Here is a 19243-nt window from a genome sequence, read left to right as displayed (position 1 = left end):
CGGAAAACCCGCTCTGGACATCAGTGTGCCAAGTGGCTACACTGACCCTTTGCGCTGCCTGTTAGCTGCTCCCTGCCCGTCACCAGGGGCACCCCCTCGCAAGAGCATCGGTGAGTTAACAGCCCTGAACTGGGCTTTCCCTCTCCGTGTCTGCTTGGGACCGGTACGCGCGTAGTGAGTCCGAGCCCTCGGAAGGACCCCCTCTTGGCCGCCTCGCGCAACGCCTCGACCACGAATACGAACAACGGCGCAAGCACTGCCCCGCTGCGCATCTCCTTTGCAAAGATCAAGGAGCCGCTTGAGGTTCCGAACCTTCTGGCGCTCCAGACCGAGAGCTTTGACTGGCTGCTCGGCAACCCCGCCTGGAAGGCTCGTGTCGAGGCGGCTGTCGAGAGTGGGCAGGACGTCCCCAGGAAGTCAGGTCTGGAGGAGATCTTCGAGGAGATCTCCCCGATCGAGGACTTCTCCGGGTCGATGTCCCTGACCTTCCGCGACCACCGCTTCGAGCCCTCGAAGAACTCGATCGACGAGTGCAAGGACCGCGACTTCACGTTCGCCGCCCCGCTCTTCGTCACGGCCGAGTTCACCAACAACGAGACCGGCGAGATCAAGTCCCAGACGGTCTTCATGGGCGATTTCCCGCTCATGACCAACAAGGGCACCTTCGTCATCAACGGCACCGAGCGTGTCGTGGTGTCCCAGCTGGTGCGCTCGCCGGGTGTCTACTTCGACTCCTCCATCGACAAGACGTCCGACAAGGACATCTTCTCCGCCAAGATCATCCCGTCCCGGGGTGCCTGGCTGGAGATGGAGATCGACAAGCGCGACATGGTCGGTGTCCGTATCGACCGCAAGCGCAAGCAGTCCGTGACCGTACTCCTCAAGGCTCTCGGCTGGACGACCGAGCAGATCCTGGAGGAGTTCGGCGAGTACGAGTCCATGCGCGCCACCCTGGAGAAGGACCACACCCAGGGCCAGGACGACGCGCTTCTCGACATCTACCGCAAGCTGCGTCCGGGCGAGCCGCCGACGCGCGAGGCCGCTCAGACGCTGCTCGAGAACCTCTACTTCAACCCGAAGCGCTACGACCTCGCGAAGGTCGGCCGCTACAAGGTGAACAAGAAGCTCGGCGCGGACGAGCCGCTGGACGCCGGCGTGCTCACCACCGACGATGTCATCGCGACCATCAAGTACCTGGTCAAGCTGCACGCCGGTGAGACCGAGACGGTCGGCGAGAACGGCACCCAGATCGTCGTCGAGACCGACGACATCGACCACTTCGGCAACCGCCGTCTGCGCAACGTCGGCGAACTCATCCAGAACCAGGTCCGTACGGGTCTGGCGAGGATGGAGCGCGTCGTGCGCGAGCGCATGACGACCCAGGACGTCGAGGCGATCACGCCGCAGACCCTGATCAACATCCGGCCGGTCGTCGCCTCCATCAAGGAGTTCTTCGGCACCAGCCAGCTGTCGCAGTTCATGGACCAGAACAACCCGCTGTCGGGTCTCACCCACAAGCGCCGTCTGTCGGCTCTTGGCCCGGGTGGTCTCTCCCGTGAGCGGGCCGGCTTCGAGGTCCGTGACGTGCACCCGTCGCACTACGGCCGCATGTGTCCGATCGAGACCCCCGAAGGCCCGAACATCGGTCTGATCGGCTCGCTCGCCTCCTACGGCCGGGTCAACGCGTTCGGCTTCGTCGAGACGCCGTACCGCAAGGTCACCGACGGTGTCGTCACCGACGAGGTCGACTACCTGACGGCCGACGAGGAAGACCGCTTCGTCATCGCGCAGGCCAACGCCACGCTCTCCGAGGACATGCGCTTCACGGAGCCCCGCGTGCTGGTCCGCCGCCGTGGCGGCGAGGTCGACTACATCCCGGGCGACGACGTCGACTACATGGACGTCTCGCCGCGCCAGATGGTGTCGGTCGCGACCGCGATGATCCCGTTCCTGGAGCACGACGACGCCAACCGTGCCCTCATGGGCGCGAACATGATGCGTCAGGCCGTGCCCCTGATCACGTCCGAGGCGCCGCTCGTCGGCACCGGCATGGAGTACCGCTGCGCGGTCGACGCCGGTGACGTCATCAAGGCGGAGAAGGAGGGTGTGGTCCAGGAGGTCTCCGCGGACTACATCACCGTCGCCAACGACGACGGTACGTACACCACGTACCGCATCGCCAAGTTCTCCCGCTCCAACCAGGGCACCTCGGTCAACCAGAAGGTTGTCGTCAACGAGGGCGACCGGGTCGTGGAGTCCCAGGTCCTCGCCGACGGGCCGGCCACCCAGCAGGGTGAGATGGCGCTCGGCAAGAACCTGCTCGTGGCGTTCATGCCGTGGGAGGGCCACAACTACGAAGACGCGATCATCCTCAGCCAGCGGCTGGTCCAGGACGACGTCCTCTCCTCGATCCACATCGAGGAGCACGAGGTCGACGCCCGGGACACCAAGCTCGGCCCCGAGGAGATCACCCGCGACATCCCGAACGTCTCCGAGGAGGTCCTCGCGGACCTCGACGAGCGCGGCATCATCCGTATCGGTGCCGAGGTCGTCGCCGGGGACATCCTGGTCGGCAAGGTCACGCCCAAGGGCGAGACCGAGCTGACCCCGGAGGAGCGGCTGCTCCGCGCGATCTTCGGTGAGAAGGCGCGCGAGGTCCGTGACACCTCGCTGAAGGTCCCGCACGGCGAGATCGGCAAGGTCATCGGCGTCCGCGTCTTCGACCGCGAGGAGGGCGACGAGCTGCCGCCCGGCGTCAACCAGCTGGTCCGCGTCTACGTCGCCCAGAAGCGCAAGATCACCGACGGTGACAAGCTCGCCGGCCGGCACGGCAACAAGGGCGTCATCTCGAAGATCCTGCCGATCGAGGACATGCCGTTCCTGGAGGACGGCACCCCGGTCGACATCATCCTCAACCCGCTCGGTGTGCCGTCCCGAATGAACCCGGGACAGGTCCTCGAAATCCATCTCGGCTGGCTCGCCAGCCAGGGCTGGAAGGTCGAGGGCAACGAGGAGTGGATGGAGCGGCTGAAGGCCATCGGCGCCGACGATGTCGCGCCCGGCACCAACGTCGCCACCCCGGTCTTCGACGGCGCCCGCGAGGACGAGATCTCCGGACTCTTCGAGTCCACGATCCCGAACCGCGACGGCGAGCGGATGGTCAAGGGCTCCGGCAAGGCGCGGATGTTCGACGGCCGCTCCGGTGAGCCGTTCCCGGACCCGATCTCGATCGGGTACATGTACATCCTCAAGCTGCACCACCTGGTCGACGACAAGCTGCACGCCCGCTCGACCGGCCCGTACTCGATGATCACCCAGCAGCCGCTGGGTGGTAAGGCCCAGTTCGGTGGCCAGCGCTTCGGTGAGATGGAGGTGTGGGCGCTGGAGGCTTATGGCGCCGCGTACGCACTCCAGGAGCTGCTGACGATCAAGTCCGACGACGTGACCGGCCGCGTGAAGGTCTACGAGGCCATCGTCAAGGGCGAGAACATCCCCGAGCCCGGCATCCCCGAGTCCTTCAAGGTGCTCATCAAGGAAATGCAGTCGCTCTGCCTCAACGTGGAGGTGCTGTCCTCGGACGGTATGTCCATCGAGATGCGCGACACGGACGAGGACGTCTTCCGCGCGGCGGAGGAACTCGGTATCGACCTGTCCCGGCGCGAGCCGAGCAGCGTCGAAGAGGTCTGACGGGTTCGCCGGCCGGATCCCGTATCCGGCCGGCTCTCCCCGGACCCGTTCAGACCATTGCTGAAGTGCCCCATCTACTCGCTGACGCGAGGGGCTCGAACCCCCGAAAGAGGGATTGACGACAAGTGCTCGACGTCAACTTCTTCGACGAGCTGCGGATCGGCCTTGCCACCGCGGACGACATCCGGACCTGGTCGCACGGCGAAGTGAAGAAGCCGGAGACCATCAACTACCGCACGCTCAAGCCCGAAAAGGACGGACTCTTCTGCGAGAAGATCTTCGGTCCGACCCGGGACTGGGAGTGCTACTGCGGCAAGTACAAGCGTGTCCGCTTCAAGGGCATCATCTGTGAGCGCTGTGGTGTCGAAGTCACCCGCGCCAAGGTGCGCCGTGAGCGGATGGGCCACATTGAGCTGGCCGCGCCCGTCACCCACATCTGGTACTTCAAGGGTGTCCCGTCACGCCTCGGGTACCTGCTGGACCTCGCGCCGAAGGACCTCGAAAAGGTCATCTACTTCGCCGCGTACATGATCACGTTCGTGGACGAGGAGCGCCGGACGCGCGACCTGCCCTCGCTGGAGGCGCATGTCTCCGTCGAGCGCCAGCAGGTCGAGAACCGCCGTGACTCGGACCTCGAAGCCCGCGCCAAGAAGCTTGAGACCGACCTGGCCGAGCTGGAGGCCGAGGGCGCCAAGGCCGATGTGCGCCGCAAGGTGCGCGAAGGCGCCGAGCGCGAGATGAAGCAGCTGCGCGACCGCGCGCAGCGCGAGATCGACCGTCTCGACGAGGTGTGGAGCCGCTTCAAGAACCTCAAGGTCCAGGACCTGGAGGGCGACGAGCTGCTCTACCGCGAGCTGCGCGACCGCTTCGGCACGTACTTCGACGGTTCGATGGGCGCCGCCGCGCTCCAGAAGCGCCTGGAGTCCTTCGACCTCGACGAGGAGGCCGAGCGCCTCCGCGAGATCATCCGTACCGGCAAGGGCCAGAAGAAGACCCGTGCGCTCAAGCGCCTCAAGGTCGTCTCCGCGTTCCTCCAGACCAGCAACAGCCCCAAGGGCATGGTGCTGGACTGCGTGCCGGTCATCCCGCCGGACCTGCGTCCGATGGTGCAGCTGGACGGTGGCCGCTTCGCGACCTCCGACCTGAACGACCTGTACCGCCGTGTGATCAACCGGAACAACCGCCTCAAGCGTCTCCTTGACCTCGGTGCCCCCGAGATCATCGTGAACAACGAGAAGCGGATGCTCCAGGAGGCCGTCGACGCGCTGTTCGACAACGGCCGCCGCGGTCGCCCGGTGACCGGTCCCGGCAACCGTCCCCTGAAGTCCCTGAGCGACATGCTCAAGGGCAAGCAGGGCCGGTTCCGTCAGAACCTCCTCGGCAAGCGCGTCGACTACTCGGCCCGTTCCGTGATCGTCGTCGGCCCGCAGCTCAAGCTGCACCAGTGCGGTCTGCCGAAGGCGATGGCGCTGGAGCTGTTCAAGCCGTTCGTGATGAAGCGCCTGGTGGACCTGAACCACGCGCAGAACATCAAGTCGGCCAAGCGCATGGTCGAGCGCGGCCGTACGGTCGTGTACGACGTCCTCGAAGAGGTCATCGCCGAGCACCCTGTACTGCTGAACCGTGCGCCCACGCTGCACCGACTGGGCATCCAGGCGTTCGAGCCGCAGCTGGTCGAGGGCAAGGCCATCCAGATCCACCCGCTCGTCTGCACCGCGTTCAACGCGGACTTCGACGGTGACCAGATGGCCGTCCACCTGCCGCTCTCCGCGGAGGCGCAGGCCGAGGCCCGCATCCTGATGCTGTCCTCGAACAACATCCTGAAGCCGGCCGACGGCCGTCCCGTCACCATGCCGACCCAGGACATGGTGCTCGGCCTCTTCTTCCTCACCACGGACGAGGAGGAGCGCAAGGTCATCGGCGAGGGCCGGTCCTTCGGCTCGACCGCCGAGGCGACCATGGCGTTCGACAACCGGGAGCTGTCGCTCCAGGCGAAGGTCGACATCCGCTTCCCGGTGGGCACCATCCCGCCGCGCGGCTGGACCCCGCCGGCCGCCGAGGACGACACCGACGGCACCGCCGTCGCGTGGCAGCCGGGCGACCCGTTCCGGTTCCGGACCACCCTGGGCCGCGCGCTCTTCAACGAGCTGCTGCCCGAGGACTACCCGTTCGTCGACGACTCGGTCGGCAAGAAGCAGCTCTCCGAGATCGTCAACGACCTCGCCGAGCGCTACCCCAAGGTCATCGTGGCGGCGACGCTCGACAACCTGAAGGCGGCCGGCTTCTTCTGGGCGACCCGCTCCGGTGTCACCGTCGCCATCTCCGATGTCGTCGTGCCCGAGGCGAAGAAGGCCATCGTCCAGGGCTACGAGGCGCAGGACGAGAAGGTCCAGAAGCAGTACGAGCGCGGTCTGATCACCAAGGACGAGCGCACGCAGGAACTCATCGCGATCTGGACGAAGGCGACCAACGAGGTCGCCGAGGCGATGAACGCGAACTTCCCGAAGACCAACCCCATCTTCATGATGGTCAACTCGGGTGCTCGCGGAAACATGATGCAGATGCGTCAGATCGCCGGTATGCGTGGTCTGGTGTCCAACGCCAAGAACGAGACGATCCCGCGTCCCATCAAGGCGTCCTTCCGTGAAGGTCTGTCCGTGCTGGAGTACTTCATCTCCACCCACGGTGCCCGTAAGGGTCTGGCCGACACCGCCCTGCGTACCGCCGACTCGGGTTACCTCACCCGTCGTCTGGTGGACGTCTCGCAGGACGTCATCATCCGCGAGGAGGACTGCGGCACCGACCGCGGTCTGAAGCTGCGGATCGCCGAGCGCGGCGCCGATGGTGTGCTGCGCAAGGCGGAGGACGTCGAGACGTCCGTGTACGCGCGGATGCTCGCCGAGGACGTCGTCGTCGACGGCAAGGTCATCGCGCCGGCCAATGTCGACCTGGGCGATGTCCTGATCGACGCCGTCGTGGCCGCCGGGGTCGAGGAGGTCAAGACCCGCTCGGTCCTGACCTGCGAGTCCGCGGTCGGTACCTGCGCCTTCTGCTACGGCCGCTCGCTGGCCACCGGCAAGCTGGTCGACATCGGTGAGGCGGTCGGCATCATCGCCGCCCAGTCCATCGGTGAGCCCGGCACGCAGCTCACGATGCGTACCTTCCACACCGGTGGTGTGGCCGGTGACGACATCACCCAGGGTCTGCCCCGAGTGGTCGAGCTGTTCGAGGCCCGTACGCCCAAGGGTGTCGCCCCGATCTCGGAGGCGGCCGGCCGCGTCCGTATCGAGGAGACCGAGAAGACCAAGAAGCTGGTCGTCACCCCGGACGACGGCAGCGAGGAGACGGCGTTCCCGATCTCCAAGCGCGCCCGTCTGCTGGTCGGCGAGGGCGACGCGGTCCAGGTGGGCCAGAAGCTCACCGTCGGTGCCACCAACCCGCACGACGTGCTGCGGATCCTCGGTCAGCGCGCGGTCCAGGTCCACCTGGTCGGCGAGGTCCAGAAGGTCTACAACTCGCAGGGTGTGTCGATCCACGACAAGCACATCGAGATCATCATCCGGCAGATGCTGCGCCGGGTGACGATCATCGAGTCCGGCGACGCGGAGCTGCTGCCGGGCGAGCTGGTGGAGCGCTCGAAGTTCGAGACCGAGAACCGTCGTGTGGTCACGGAAGGCGGCCACCCGGCCTCCGGCCGTCCGCAGCTGATGGGTATCACCAAGGCGTCGCTGGCCACCGAGTCGTGGCTGTCGGCGGCGTCCTTCCAGGAGACGACCAGGGTTCTGACCGACGCGGCGATCAACGCCAAGTCGGACTCCCTGATCGGCCTCAAGGAGAACGTCATCATTGGTAAGCTCATCCCGGCCGGTACGGGTCTGTCCCGCTACCGCAACATCCGGGTGGAGCCGACCGAGGAGGCCAAGGCCGCGATGTACTCGGCCGTCGGCTACGACGACATCGACTACTCGCCGTTCGGCACGGGCTCCGGCCAGGCCGTCCCGCTGGAGGACTACGACTACGGTCCGTACAACCAGTAAGGCGTGAGTGAACGGAGGGTGGCCATCCCGGGCGGGGTGGCCACCCTCCGGTCGTTTCGGGGTCTTGTACGGGCCCGTACAGGCCCGTGAAGCCTCGGCGTGTCGGGGTGCCCGGCATTTGTTTTGACCGGAGTGGATGAGGTAGGTACGCTCAGACCTTGTGCCTGGGGTGTGCCTGGGCTCCTGTGCGTGTCTACAGCCGCATCGGGAGCCCGAGTACCGGCCACCGCGATCTGCGCTTCTTCCGCCTCGTGCGGGGTCATGCAGCATTCGACACACCCGACCGCGTGGGTCGGAGGTGTTCCAGGTTAGTTTCACTAACGGCACACAGAAACCGGAGAAGTAGTGCCTACGATCCAGCAGCTGGTCCGGAAGGGCCGGCAGGACAAGGTCGAGAAGAACAAGACACCCGCGCTTGAGGGTTCGCCCCAGCGTCGTGGCGTCTGCACGCGTGTCTTCACGACCACCCCGAAGAAGCCGAACTCCGCGCTCCGGAAGGTCGCACGTGTGCGTCTGACCTCTGGTATCGAGGTTACGGCCTACATTCCGGGTGAGGGACACAACCTGCAGGAGCACTCGATCGTGCTCGTGCGTGGTGGCCGTGTGAAGGACCTGCCGGGTGTTCGCTACAAGATCATCCGCGGCTCCCTTGACACCCAGGGTGTCAAGAACCGCAAGCAGGCCCGCAGCCGCTACGGCGCCAAGAAGGAGAAGTAAGAATGCCTCGTAAGGGCCCCGCCCCGAAGCGCCCGGTCATCATCGACCCGGTCTACGGTTCTCCTCTTGTCACGTCCCTCATCAACAAGCTTCTGCTCAACGGCAAGCGTTCCACCGCCGAGCGGATCGTGTACGGCGCCATGGAGGGCCTGCGCGAGAAGACCGGTAACGACCCGGTCATCACCCTGAAGCGCGCGCTTGAGAACGTCAAGCCCACGCTTGAGGTCAAGTCCCGCCGTGTCGGTGGCGCCACCTACCAGGTGCCGATCGAGGTCAAGCCCGGTCGCGCCGCCACCCTCGCGCTGCGCTGGGTCGTGGGCTACTCCCGCGCCCGTCGCGAGAAGACCATGACCGAACGCCTCATGAACGAGCTGCTCGACGCCTCCAACGGTCTCGGCGCCTCGGTCAAGAAGCGTGAGGACACGCACAAGATGGCCGAGTCCAACAAGGCCTTCGCGCACTACCGCTGGTAGTCGCTACCCACATCGAGACCGAGAGAAGATTGAGCCTTATGGCCACCACTTCGCTTGACCTGGCCAAGGTCCGCAACATCGGGATCATGGCCCACATCGACGCGGGCAAGACGACGACCACCGAGCGCATCCTGTTTTACACCGGTGTGAGCTACAAGATCGGTGAGGTCCACGACGGCGCTGCCACGATGGACTGGATGGAGCAGGAGCAGGAGCGCGGCATCACGATCACGTCTGCCGCGACGACCTGTCACTGGCCGCTCGACGACGTCGACCACACCATCAACATCATCGACACCCCGGGTCACGTGGACTTCACGGTCGAGGTGGAGCGTTCGCTCCGCGTCCTCGACGGTGCCGTCACCGTGTTCGACGGTGTCGCCGGTGTGGAGCCGCAGTCCGAGACGGTATGGCGCCAGGCCGACCGTTACGGCGTGCCCCGTATCTGCTTCGTCAACAAGCTCGACCGGACCGGCGCGGAGTTCCACCGCTGCGTCGACATGATCAAGGACCGCCTTGGCGCGGTTCCGATCGTCATGCAGCTTCCGATCGGTGCCGAGGCCGACTTCAAGGGTGTCGTCGACCTCGTGACGATGAAAGCCTTTGTCTGGTCCGCCGAGGCCGCCAAGGGCGAGATGTACGACGTCGTCGACATCCCGGACACGCACACCGAGGCGGCCGAGGAGTGGCGCGCGACGCTGCTGGAGACCGTCTCGGAGAACGACGACGAGTTGATGGAGCTGTACCTGGAGGGCACCGAGCCCTCCGTGGAGCAGCTCTACGCGGCGATCCGTCGTATCACCATCGCCTCCGGCAAGGCCGGCGGCACCACGGTCACCCCGGTGTTCTGTGGCACCGCGTTCAAGAACAAGGGCGTCCAGCCCCTGCTCGACGCGGTCGTGCGCTACCTGCCGACCCCGCTCGACGTCGAGGCCATCGAGGGCCACGACGTGAAGGACCCCGAGCTGGTCGTCAAGCGCAAGCCGTCCGTCGACGAGCCGCTGGCCGCGCTGGCCTTCAAGATCATGCGCGACCCGCACCTGGGCAAGCTCACCTTCATCCGGGTGTACTCCGGCCTGCTGGAGTCCGGCACCGCGGTGCTGAACTCCGTGAAGGGCCGCAAGGAGCGCATCGGCAAGATCTACCGTATGCACGCGAACAAGCGTGAGGAGATCGAGTCGGCGGGCGCCGGTGACATCGTCGCCGTCATGGGCCTGAAGCAGACCACCACCGGTGAGACGCTGTGCGACGACAAGAACCAGGTGATCCTGGAGTCCATGGACTTCCCGGCCCCGGTGATCGAGGTCGCGATCGAGCCCAAGTCCAAGGGCGACCAGGAGAAGCTGGGTGTCGCCATCCAGTCCCTCGCGGAGGAGGACCCCTCCTTCCAGGTGCACAGCAACGAGGAGACCGGCCAGACCGTCATCGGCGGTATGGGCGAGCTTCACCTTGAGGTGCTGGTCGACCGGATGCGCCGCGAGTTCAAGGTCGAGGCGAACGTCGGCAAGCCGCAGGTCGCTTACCGTGAGACGATCCGTAAGACCGTCGAGCGTGTGGACTACACCCACAAGAAGCAGACCGGTGGCACCGGGCAGTTCGCCAAGGTGCAGATCATGATCGAGCCCATCGAGGGTGGCGACACCTCGTACGAGTTCGTGAACAAGGTCACCGGTGGACGTATCCCGAAGGAGTACATCCCTTCGGTGGACGCCGGCGCGCAGGAGGCCATGCAGTTCGGCATCCTCGCGGGCTACGAGATGACCGGTGTGCGCATCACGCTGCTCGACGGTGGTTACCACGAGGTCGACTCCTCGGAGCTGGCCTTCAAGATCGCCGGTTCGCAGGCGTTCAAGGAGGGTGCCCGCAGGGCCTCTCCCGTACTCCTTGAGCCGATGATGTCCGTAGAGGTCACCACGCCCGAGGACTACATGGGCGATGTGATCGGCGACATCAACTCCCGCCGTGGCCAGATCCAGGCCATGGAGGACCGGTCCAACGCCAAGGTCGTCAAGGGCCTGGTGCCGCTGTCGGAGATGTTCGGCTACGTCGGAGACCTCCGCAGCAAGACCTCGGGTCGCGCAAGTTACTCGATGCAGTTCGACTCCTACGCCGAGGTTCCCCGGAACGTCGCCGAGGAGATCATCGCGAAGGCCAAGGGCGAGTAACTCTTCCGAGTCCACGCTTTAGGCTTGTCACCGGAAGTCCTGGGGTATCCCCGCCGCATCGCGGTGGGGGATACGCAGGGCCCCGGCATCCCAGCAAAGATCACCTGGCGCCGATGAGTAAGGCGTACAGAACCACTCCAGGAGGACCCAGTGGCGAAGGCGAAGTTCGAGCGGACTAAGCCGCACGTCAACATCGGCACCATCGGTCACATTGACCACGGTAAGACGACCCTCACGGCCGCCATTACCAAGGTGCTGCACGACGCGTACCCGGACCTGAACGAGGCCTCGGCCTTCGACCAGATCGACAAGGCTCCCGAGGAGCGCCAGCGCGGTATTACGATCTCGATCGCGCACGTCGAGTACCAGACGGAGTCGCGTCACTACGCGCACGTCGACTGCCCGGGTCACGCGGACTACATCAAGAACATGATCACGGGTGCGGCGCAGATGGACGGCGCCATCCTCGTGGTCGCGGCCACCGACGGCCCGATGCCGCAGACCAAGGAGCACGTGCTCCTGGCCCGCCAGGTCGGCGTGCCGTACATCGTTGTCGCGCTGAACAAGGCCGACATGGTGGACGACGAGGAGATCCTTGAGCTCGTCGAGCTCGAGGTCCGTGAGCTGCTCTCCGAGTACGAGTTCCCGGGCGACGACCTTCCGGTCGTCAAGGTCTCGGCGCTCAAGGCCCTTGAGGGCGACAAGGAGTGGGGCCAGACGGTCCTCGACCTGATGGCCGCCGTCGACGAGGCGATCCCGCAGCCCGAGCGCGACGTCGACAAGCCGTTCCTGATGCCGATCGAGGACGTCTTCACGATCACCGGTCGTGGCACCGTCGTCACCGGTCGTATCGAGCGTGGTGTCCTCAAGGTCAACGAGACCGTTGACATCGTGGGCATCAAGCAGGAGAAGACCACCACCACGGTCACCGGCATCGAGATGTTCCGCAAGCTGCTCGACGAGGGCCAGGCCGGTGAGAACGTCGGTCTGCTCCTCCGTGGCATCAAGCGCGAGGACGTCGAGCGCGGCCAGGTCATCATCAAGCCCGGTTCGGTCACGCCGCACACCGAGTTCGAGGCCCAGGCCTACATCCTGTCGAAGGACGAGGGTGGCCGTCACACCCCGTTCTTCAACAACTACCGCCCGCAGTTCTACTTCCGTACCACGGACGTAACGGGCGTGGTGACCCTTCCCGAGGGCACCGAGATGGTCATGCCGGGCGACAACACCGTCATGACGGTCAACCTGATCCAGCCGGTCGCCATGGAGGAGGGCCTCAAGTTCGCCATCCGTGAGGGTGGCCGGACCGTCGGCGCCGGCCAGGTCACCAAGATCAACGTCTGATCGTCCTTGACGATCGGGTCCGATCCGGCCTGGTAGCAGTAGTGGTCGCTCCTCGGAGCGGCTTGAAGGGCCCCGTGCACTGTCTTTGCGGACGGTGGGCGGGGCTCTTTGCGTTGTGGTGCTGGAGTGTCGAGATGTGTCCGAATGATTGACGCGAACACGCCATGCGCCTACCTTCTGATCGGTTTGCCGAACCGTGTTCGAGATATCGGTCATCGGTCAGCTGTTTCCCGCACGTCCCCGCATGGACCTTCGGACCCTGGAGCGCAGATGAGTGCGAGCGTAAGTCCCTCAAGTCCCCTTCCCGGTGGTGGAGCCCGGCCCTCGCGGCGAGCGGTGCTCGGTGCGGCGGCGGCTGTGCCGTTGGCCATGGCCGGGGTGCTGAGCGTGGGGGCGGGAGCCGCGTATGCCGCGGACTCGGCCTATGTCATGGGCTACTTCACCGAGTCGCCGAACGGGCTGGGTGACGACTACGGGCTCCATCTGGCCGTCAGCACCGACGGCCTCCAGTGGATGCCGCTCAACCAGAACAACCCCGTGGTCGTCCCCACCGCGGGCGCCGCCGGGCTGCGGGATCCGTTCATCATGCGGAGGCAGGACGGCACCTTCATCGTCATCGCCACCGACCTCAAGGGCACCGACTGGAGCCGCAACAGTCAGTACATCCATGTCTGGGACTCCGCCGACCTCCGCACCTTCACCGGCTACCGGCTGCTGAAGCTGCACGACATGGTCACCCACAGCTGGGCGCCCGAGGCGTTCTGGGACGCGGGGCGCGGGCAGTACGGGGTCATCTACTCGTCGGTGAACTCCAGCGGCCACAACGTGATCATGGTCAACTACACCACCGACTTCCGTACGGCCTCGGAGCCGCAGGTTTTCTTCGATCCCGGTTACGACGTCATCGACGGCAACCTCGCCGTGGGCGTCAACGGCGTCAACTACCTGTACTACAAGAGGAATCAGGCGCTCGTCGGCGCGCGCTCCACCACCCTCACCCCCGGCAGCTTCACCCCCTTCAGCACACCGGCCGCGCAGGGCGGCACCGAGGGGCCGACGCTGGTGAAATCCCTCACGTCCGGCACCTGGTACCTGTGGGGCGACACATACACGCCCAACGGTGTGTTCTACGCCTGGCAGAGCAATGACCTCGCGGCCGGCACCTGGACCGCCGTCAACCAGCGCCTCTACACACAGCCGGTCAACTCCAAGCACTGTACGATCGCGACGATCACCGCGGCGGAGTACACCAACCTCGTCGCGCGGTGGGGCAGTCCGGCCTGGAACCGGCTGAAGTCGTACAACTATCCCGGCCGTTACGTCCGGCACTCCGGCTTCGTCGGCCGGATCGACCCGTACCCGTTCGACCCGTACACGGACGCGCAGTGGAAGCTCGTGCCGGGGCTCGCCGACAGCGCGGGTGTGTCCTTCCAGTCGGTCAACTACCCGGCCCGCTATCTGCGGCACTACAGCTACAACCTGCGGCTGGACGAGAACGACGGCACCTCGGCGTTCGCCGCCGACGCCACGTTCCACCGCACCGCCGGGCTGGCCGACTCCTCCTGGGCGTCCTTCCGCTCGTACAACTTCCCGACGCGCTACATCCGGCACGTCGACAGCGTGTTGCGGATCGACCCGGTGTCGACCGCTACGGAGCTGGCCGACGCGACCTTCTCCGTCGGTTACTGAGAGGGAGGGGCGGGGGAGGGGCGGGGGCTGTTTGGAGGGGTTGCTCGGAGGGCGGTTCGGAGCGGTTGTTCAAGAGGTCGGTGGCGGAAGGGTGTTGACGCTTTGCCGATCTTATACTTAGGTATGCCTTACCTAAGCTTGCCTCCGCGGCGAGCTTGCTCGTCAACGTGTCGAAAGGTGTCCTTCTTCATGCGTCCAACCGCTCTCCTCGCCCGTACCGCCCTCGCCGGCCTCGCCGCCACCGCGCTCACCGTCGGTCTCGCGGGCTCCGCGTCCGCCGCGACCGCCGGCCGTACGGTCACCGTCGGTACGAACACGTACAACCTCTCGGTCACCGCGCCCAGCACCCTGGCCGCCGCGGGCGAGAACGTCACGGTCACGGGCAGCGGCTACAACACCGCCAAGGGGATCTACGTCAGCCTCTGCGTCATCCCCGACGGCGTCGACACCAACGACTCCAGCACCTTCACCGCCAAGCCCACGCCGTGTCTCGGTGGCCAGGACGAGTCCGGCACCACCGGCGCCTCGCACTGGATCAACAGCGACTGGTACTGGCTGGCGGGCTCCAACGCGTCCCCGTACACCAATGTCAGTGGACGTGGCAGCTTCTCCGTGCCGATCCACGTCAACCCGAACATCGCCTCCGGTGTCACCTGTGGCCAGAACGGTGTGAAGTGCGCCATCGTCACGCGCGCCGACCACTTCGACTCCAACAACCGTGACTACGACGTCTATGTGCCGGTGACCTTCCAGTGAGTTCACTTCTCCCGAAAAGACATCTCTCCAAAAGAGGCCGTCTTCTCGCGGCCACCGCCGCGGCGGGTCTGCTGATCACCGGAGTCACCGGTGCGGCGCCCGTCGCGGCGGTGGCCGTTGCGGGAACGGCCGTAACGGCCTCTACGGGAGCGGCTGTTGCGGCTGTTCCCGGTAGTGGTACGGGGCCCACCGGTCAGACCCTGACCGTCTCCGCCACCGAGGGCCTCGCCCCCAAGGGCGCCACCGTCACCGTCACCGGCTCCGGTTACGCCCTCGACAAGGGCGTCTACCTCGCCTTCTGCGTCGTCCCCGAGACCGGCAAGGAGCCCACCCCCTGCCTCGGCGGCGCCGACACGACCGGCTCGTCGGGATCCTCGTACTGGATCTCCAGCAACCCGCCGCCCTACGCGGTGGAGATGGTCAAGCCCTTCACCCAACAGGCGGACGGCAAGGGCGGGTTCGAACTCCAGCTCACCGTCAAGGCGCAGGACGCGGAGATCGACTGCACCCAGGTCCGCTGCGCCGTCGTCACCAAGGCCGACCACACGCACATCACCGAGCGCGCCCAGGACGTGATCGTCCCGGTCACCTTCGGTACGGGCGACGGTGACGGCAACGAGGAGCCCACCCCCGAGGTCCCCGAGGGGACCGTACGGCACGCGCTGACCCGCTCGTTCGGCACCGGCCCCGCGGCCTTCGCCGTCGACTCGGCGTCCGGGAGCGTCCACGTCAGCGAGGCGCGCGGCCTCACCACGTACGACCCGGAGACCGGTGAGCCGGCCGGTGACCCGCTGGCCGGCCCCGGCACCGCCACCGCCGCCACCATGGCGGTGGACCCGGACGCCGGGCTGCTCTACGTACCCCGGTCGAACGCGGTCGCCGTCGTCAACTCCCGTACGGGCGAGGCGGTCGGCGAGCCGATCGCCGTCCCGGGCAACGTCGGGCTGATGGCCCTCGACCCGGCCGGCAAGCGGCTCTACGTCGCCGTCTCCAACGCCAAATCGGTGCTCGTGTACGACACGGAGTCCCGGCAGGCGGTCGGCGCGCCGGTCGCGCTGCCCTTCGCGCCGTACGGGCTGACGGTCGACCCCGTGCACCACATCGGGTACGCGGTCTACGTCGGCGGCGCGGTCGTCAACGGCACGTACACCTTCGCCAACAACCTCGAAGCCATCGACGGCGAGACCGCCACCCTGACCTCCACGGTCAGCATCGGCACCACCGCCCTCGGCAGCCAGGGCGTGGCCGTCGACCCGACGACGCGGACGGCGTACGTGGGCAATATCGCGGCCGGTACGGTCTCGGTCGTCGACCTGGCCGCGGGCGAGGTCACCGGTACGATCCCGGTCGGCGGCGCGCCGAAGTTCCTGGCGTTCGACGCGGAGACGAAGACGCTGTACGCGGGCCGGCTGAACAGCACGGCGGTCGCCGTGGTCGACATGGCCGGGGACGCTCCGGAGATCCTTGACCCGATCGAACTCCCGGGCAGTCCTTCGGCGTTGGCCCTGGACGGCCCTCGGCACACCGCGTACGCGCTGGCCGACGGCAAGGTCCACCAGATCGCCCGGCAGGTCTCCCCGAAGGTGACCCGGGCTCCCGAGGACACCACGGTCGAGGCCGGCACGGAGGTGGCCCTGACGGCCGCCGCCGACGCGACCCCGGCGCCGGTGGCGCTCTGGGAGGTCAGCCCGGACGACGGCCAGACGTGGAACGTCATCGCCGACTCGGCCGCCCCGGAACTCACCTTCACGGCCCGCGCGGCCCACGACGGCTACCGCTACCGCGCGGTCTTCAGCAACGTGGTCGGCAGCGTGCGTACGTCGGCGGCGCGGCTGACGGTCGAGGCGGGTAGCGGCAACGGCGGTACGGACGGCGGTAGTACGGACGGAGGCGGTACGGACGGGGGAAGTACGGACGGGGGCAGTACGGACGGCGGTACGGATGGCGGAAGCACGGACGGCGGCGCTGATGGTGGCGTTGACGGGGGTGCCGACGGCGGTTCGACCGATGGTGGGTCGACCGATGGTGGTACGGACGGGGGTGCCACCGACGGTGGCTCCACTGATGGTGGGACCGACGGTGGTTCTACGGACGGTGGTTCGACCACTGACGGCGGTACCAGCACGGCCGGTGGCTCCACTGCGGGTGGCTCCGCCACCGGCGGATCCAGCGGATCCTCCACCTCCGGCGGAACCGTCGGCGGCTCGGACACCACCGGGGGCGTCGACACCATCGGCGGCACCGGCGGCGGCCTCGCCTCCACCGGCAGCTCCGTACTCCCGCTGGCCGGCACCGCGGCCCTGCTGATCCTGGCGGGCGCGGCGGCGGTCCTCGTACGGCGACGCCGTACCTCCACCGCCGGCTGAGCCGAGCGGCGACCACGTCACCTCAACCAGCCCGGCGCCCCGAATCCCCAGGGGCGCCGGGCGCTTTCGTACGGTGTCCGATCGGTCTCCTCTGGCTCAGAACCAGCCAGATGTTCCGCCGGGGTGTCACTCGAACGGCTGGTAGTCGTTTACAACCGTGGATCAGAACACCGGATGCGGGGGAGGCTCTCTGTGGGGGCCGTTGTTCGTGACGGTGACGGACGGTGGGGACACCGGGGGAGGTGGGCAGGATGACGGAGGCCATGGCAGCCGGCGGGCTGGATGAACGGGTGCTGGGACGCAGGTGGACGGTGCGGCTGGACGGCGTTGGCCGGGGGAGTGTGGCGGTGCGGGTCTCGTGCAGCCGGCCTTCCTGTGCCGCGCGGCTGCTGCCGTCCGCGGCGGCCGGGCGCGAGGCGGCGGTGGAGCACCTCAAGGCCCATCTCCGGGCCGCTGCCGCGCCTCGGGCCGAGGCGTACTGCGCCTGCAAGGCCGAGGGGTGCCGCGGCCATGTCCGGCCCGCCGATCGCGGTGAGCGCGCCGAACACTGGCGGTGCGGCGGCGCGGTCGTTCTGGCGGTGCTCGGCGACCGGGAGGGGCGGTGGTGGCAGGCGCTGGAGTGCTGTTCGCGCTGCGCGGCGGCCACGCCCGGTACGAAGATCGTCTCCACTGCCGCGCAGGTTTCGGCCGCTTCCGGCGCCGTTTCCCGTACCGCGCCCGCTCCCGCCCGCGTCCGGGCGGCTGAGGGGCGGCCGGCGGGCTTGCCCGCGAGCGCGCAGTTCTCCCACAGTGCGACGGCGCCCGTTCCGCAGCCGGTGTCTGCTTCCGCTTCCGCTTCCGGCTCCACTTCCGGCTCCGCTGCCGGCTCAGGCTTTGGCTCCGGGGCTGCGCCTGCGTCCGGCTCTGCGCCCGCGCCTGGGCCCGCGCCTGGGCCCGCCGCGTCCGGGGACGCGTCGGTCCCCGGGCCCGGGCGGCGTCGGCCCCGGCGTCCGAAGATCGCGCAGCGGATCATTCCGTACGATCTGCGGCCCGTCGTCCTGCGCGACGAGCTGATCGAGCTGGGCGATCTCTTCCGCGCCTACCAGCGGCGCAGCGAGCCGGACCTCGCGCTGCTCGCCGATCTCCACGCGCGCAAGGCGCGCGCCTTCATTGCCTGGGCCGACGCCACCTGCGACACGGGCCTGCGGCTGGACGCCCAGCGCGCCGAGCAGGCCGCCACCGCCGCCCGCCTCCAGCATCAGCACCGTACGGGCGTGTCGAGCGAGGACCCGTCGGGTGTGACCCGCCTGCTGACCGGTGCCGCGCAGTGGGAGCACGCCCGGTCCGTCCTCGCCCACGTCACCGACAGCACCCCGCTGCCCGGCCCGGAGGCACGCCTGCTGGTGGTGATGCTGACCCTGCGGGCCGCGCACAGCGGCACGGGCAATCTCGTCGGGCAGGACCTCAACTCCCTTGGCCTGAGCGATCCGGAGCAGTTGATGGCGGAGCTGATCGACTGCGGCTGGCTGAGCATCCCCGGCACGGTGGACGACCTTGTCGTCTCCCGGCCGGAGAACCCGACCCCCGTCACCGTCCCGTCCCTCACGCCCCAGCCGGACGCGCCCGGCCCGTTCGTCTTCGGCAAGAAGATGCGGCCCAAGCTCAGTGGATGGGCCCAGAGGGTCATCTCGGACAAGAAGCTCCGCAAGAGCAAGGCTCCCGCGGACGTCCGGCTGCTCGCCCTGACGCTTGCCACCCGGATCAGTGCCAATGGCCGGCTCGGCTCCTCCGGCGAGGGCGTCGCGCTGGACTTCCTCGCGTCCGCGTGCGCTGTTGACCGCGATGAACTGCCGTGTCTCATCGAGCGGTTGACGGCGGCGGACTGGCTGGCCGAGGCCGTGGTCACCGAGACCCACCTCACGGGACGGCTGACCGAGCGGGTCCTCCCGCTCACGTGCCCTCTTCCCACGGTCGCGGCCCCCGCCGACGACGACTAGACGGTGGCGACTTCATCCAAGCTTCATCACTCG

General features: G+C 67.3%; 10 protein-coding genes. All 10 read left to right on the top strand.

Translation table 11 applies throughout. From position 1 onward, the window contains the following. Positions 1–204: 204 nt before the first annotated feature. The 10 genes from rpoB to DVK44_RS12075 all read left to right on the top strand — a co-directional run bounded on the left by rpoB (position 205) and on the right by DVK44_RS12075 (position 19210). Positions 205–3687, top strand: coding sequence for a DNA-directed RNA polymerase subunit beta (gene rpoB / locus DVK44_RS12120; RefSeq protein WP_114659682.1), 3483 nt, complete (start codon positions 205–207; stop codon positions 3685–3687). Positions 3688–3812: 125 nt separating this feature from the next. Then, positions 3813–7724, top strand: a complete 3912-nt coding sequence (locus tag DVK44_RS12115) for a DNA-directed RNA polymerase subunit beta' (RefSeq protein ID WP_114659681.1) — start codon at positions 3813–3815, stop codon at positions 7722–7724. A 345-nt stretch (positions 7725–8069) separates the two neighbouring features. Continuing rightward, complete coding sequence (rpsL, locus tag DVK44_RS12110; RefSeq protein WP_003948652.1) at positions 8070–8441, top strand: 30S ribosomal protein S12; 372 nt, start codon at positions 8070–8072, stop codon at positions 8439–8441. Positions 8442–8443: 2 nt separating this feature from the next. Then, positions 8444–8914 (top strand): 30S ribosomal protein S7, encoded by a 471-nt coding sequence (rpsG, locus tag DVK44_RS12105; protein ID WP_030351427.1) that lies wholly within the window; start codon positions 8444–8446, stop codon positions 8912–8914. Positions 8915–8952: 38 nt separating this feature from the next. Next, positions 8953–11079 carry an elongation factor G gene (gene fusA, locus DVK44_RS12100; RefSeq protein ID WP_114659680.1) on the top strand — a complete coding sequence of 709 codons (2127 nt, stop codon included), beginning with the start codon at positions 8953–8955 and terminating at the stop codon, positions 11077–11079. Between the two features lie 150 nt (positions 11080–11229). Continuing rightward, positions 11230–12423: an elongation factor Tu gene (gene tuf, locus DVK44_RS12095; RefSeq protein WP_114659679.1), complete on the top strand. Its 1194-nt coding sequence runs from the start codon at positions 11230–11232 to the stop codon at positions 12421–12423. Positions 12424–12693: 270 nt separating this feature from the next. Continuing rightward, complete coding sequence (locus DVK44_RS12090) at positions 12694–14112, top strand: glycoside hydrolase family 43 protein (RefSeq protein WP_114659678.1); 1419 nt, start codon at positions 12694–12696, stop codon at positions 14110–14112. A 189-nt stretch (positions 14113–14301) separates the two neighbouring features. Next, positions 14302–14868, top strand: a complete 567-nt coding sequence (locus DVK44_RS12085; protein WP_114665075.1) for a hypothetical protein — start codon at positions 14302–14304, stop codon at positions 14866–14868. Continuing rightward, entirely contained in the window at positions 14865–17234 is a 2370-nt protein-coding gene (locus DVK44_RS12080; RefSeq protein ID WP_114659677.1) for a YncE family protein, read from the top strand. The genes DVK44_RS12085 and DVK44_RS12080 overlap by 4 nt, the downstream gene beginning before the upstream one ends. A gap of 251 nt (positions 17235–17485) precedes the next feature. Then, the gene (locus DVK44_RS12075; RefSeq protein WP_228447097.1) at positions 17486–19210 is read left to right on the top strand and encodes a hypothetical protein; all 1725 of its coding nucleotides are present in this window, start codon (positions 17486–17488) and stop codon (positions 19208–19210) included. Positions 19211–19243 lie beyond the last annotated feature (33 nt).

Source organism: Streptomyces paludis (assembly GCF_003344965.1).
Taxonomy (GTDB): Bacteria; Actinomycetota; Actinomycetes; order Streptomycetales; family Streptomycetaceae; genus Streptomyces; species Streptomyces paludis.
This window is presented reverse-complemented; position numbering and strand designations above follow the sequence as displayed.

Coding starts and splice junctions, on each gene's coding strand:
- rpsG (WP_030351427.1), top strand. CDS start 8,444: ATGCCTCGTAAGGGCCCCGCCCCGAAGCGCCCGGTCATCATCGACCCG.
- fusA (WP_114659680.1), top strand. CDS start 8,953: ATGGCCACCACTTCGCTTGACCTGGCCAAGGTCCGCAACATCGGGATC.
- DVK44_RS12090 (WP_114659678.1), top strand. CDS start 12,694: ATGAGTGCGAGCGTAAGTCCCTCAAGTCCCCTTCCCGGTGGTGGAGCC.
- DVK44_RS12085 (WP_114665075.1), top strand. CDS start 14,302: ATGCGTCCAACCGCTCTCCTCGCCCGTACCGCCCTCGCCGGCCTCGCC.
- DVK44_RS12075 (WP_228447097.1), top strand. CDS start 17,486: ATGACGGAGGCCATGGCAGCCGGCGGGCTGGATGAACGGGTGCTGGGA.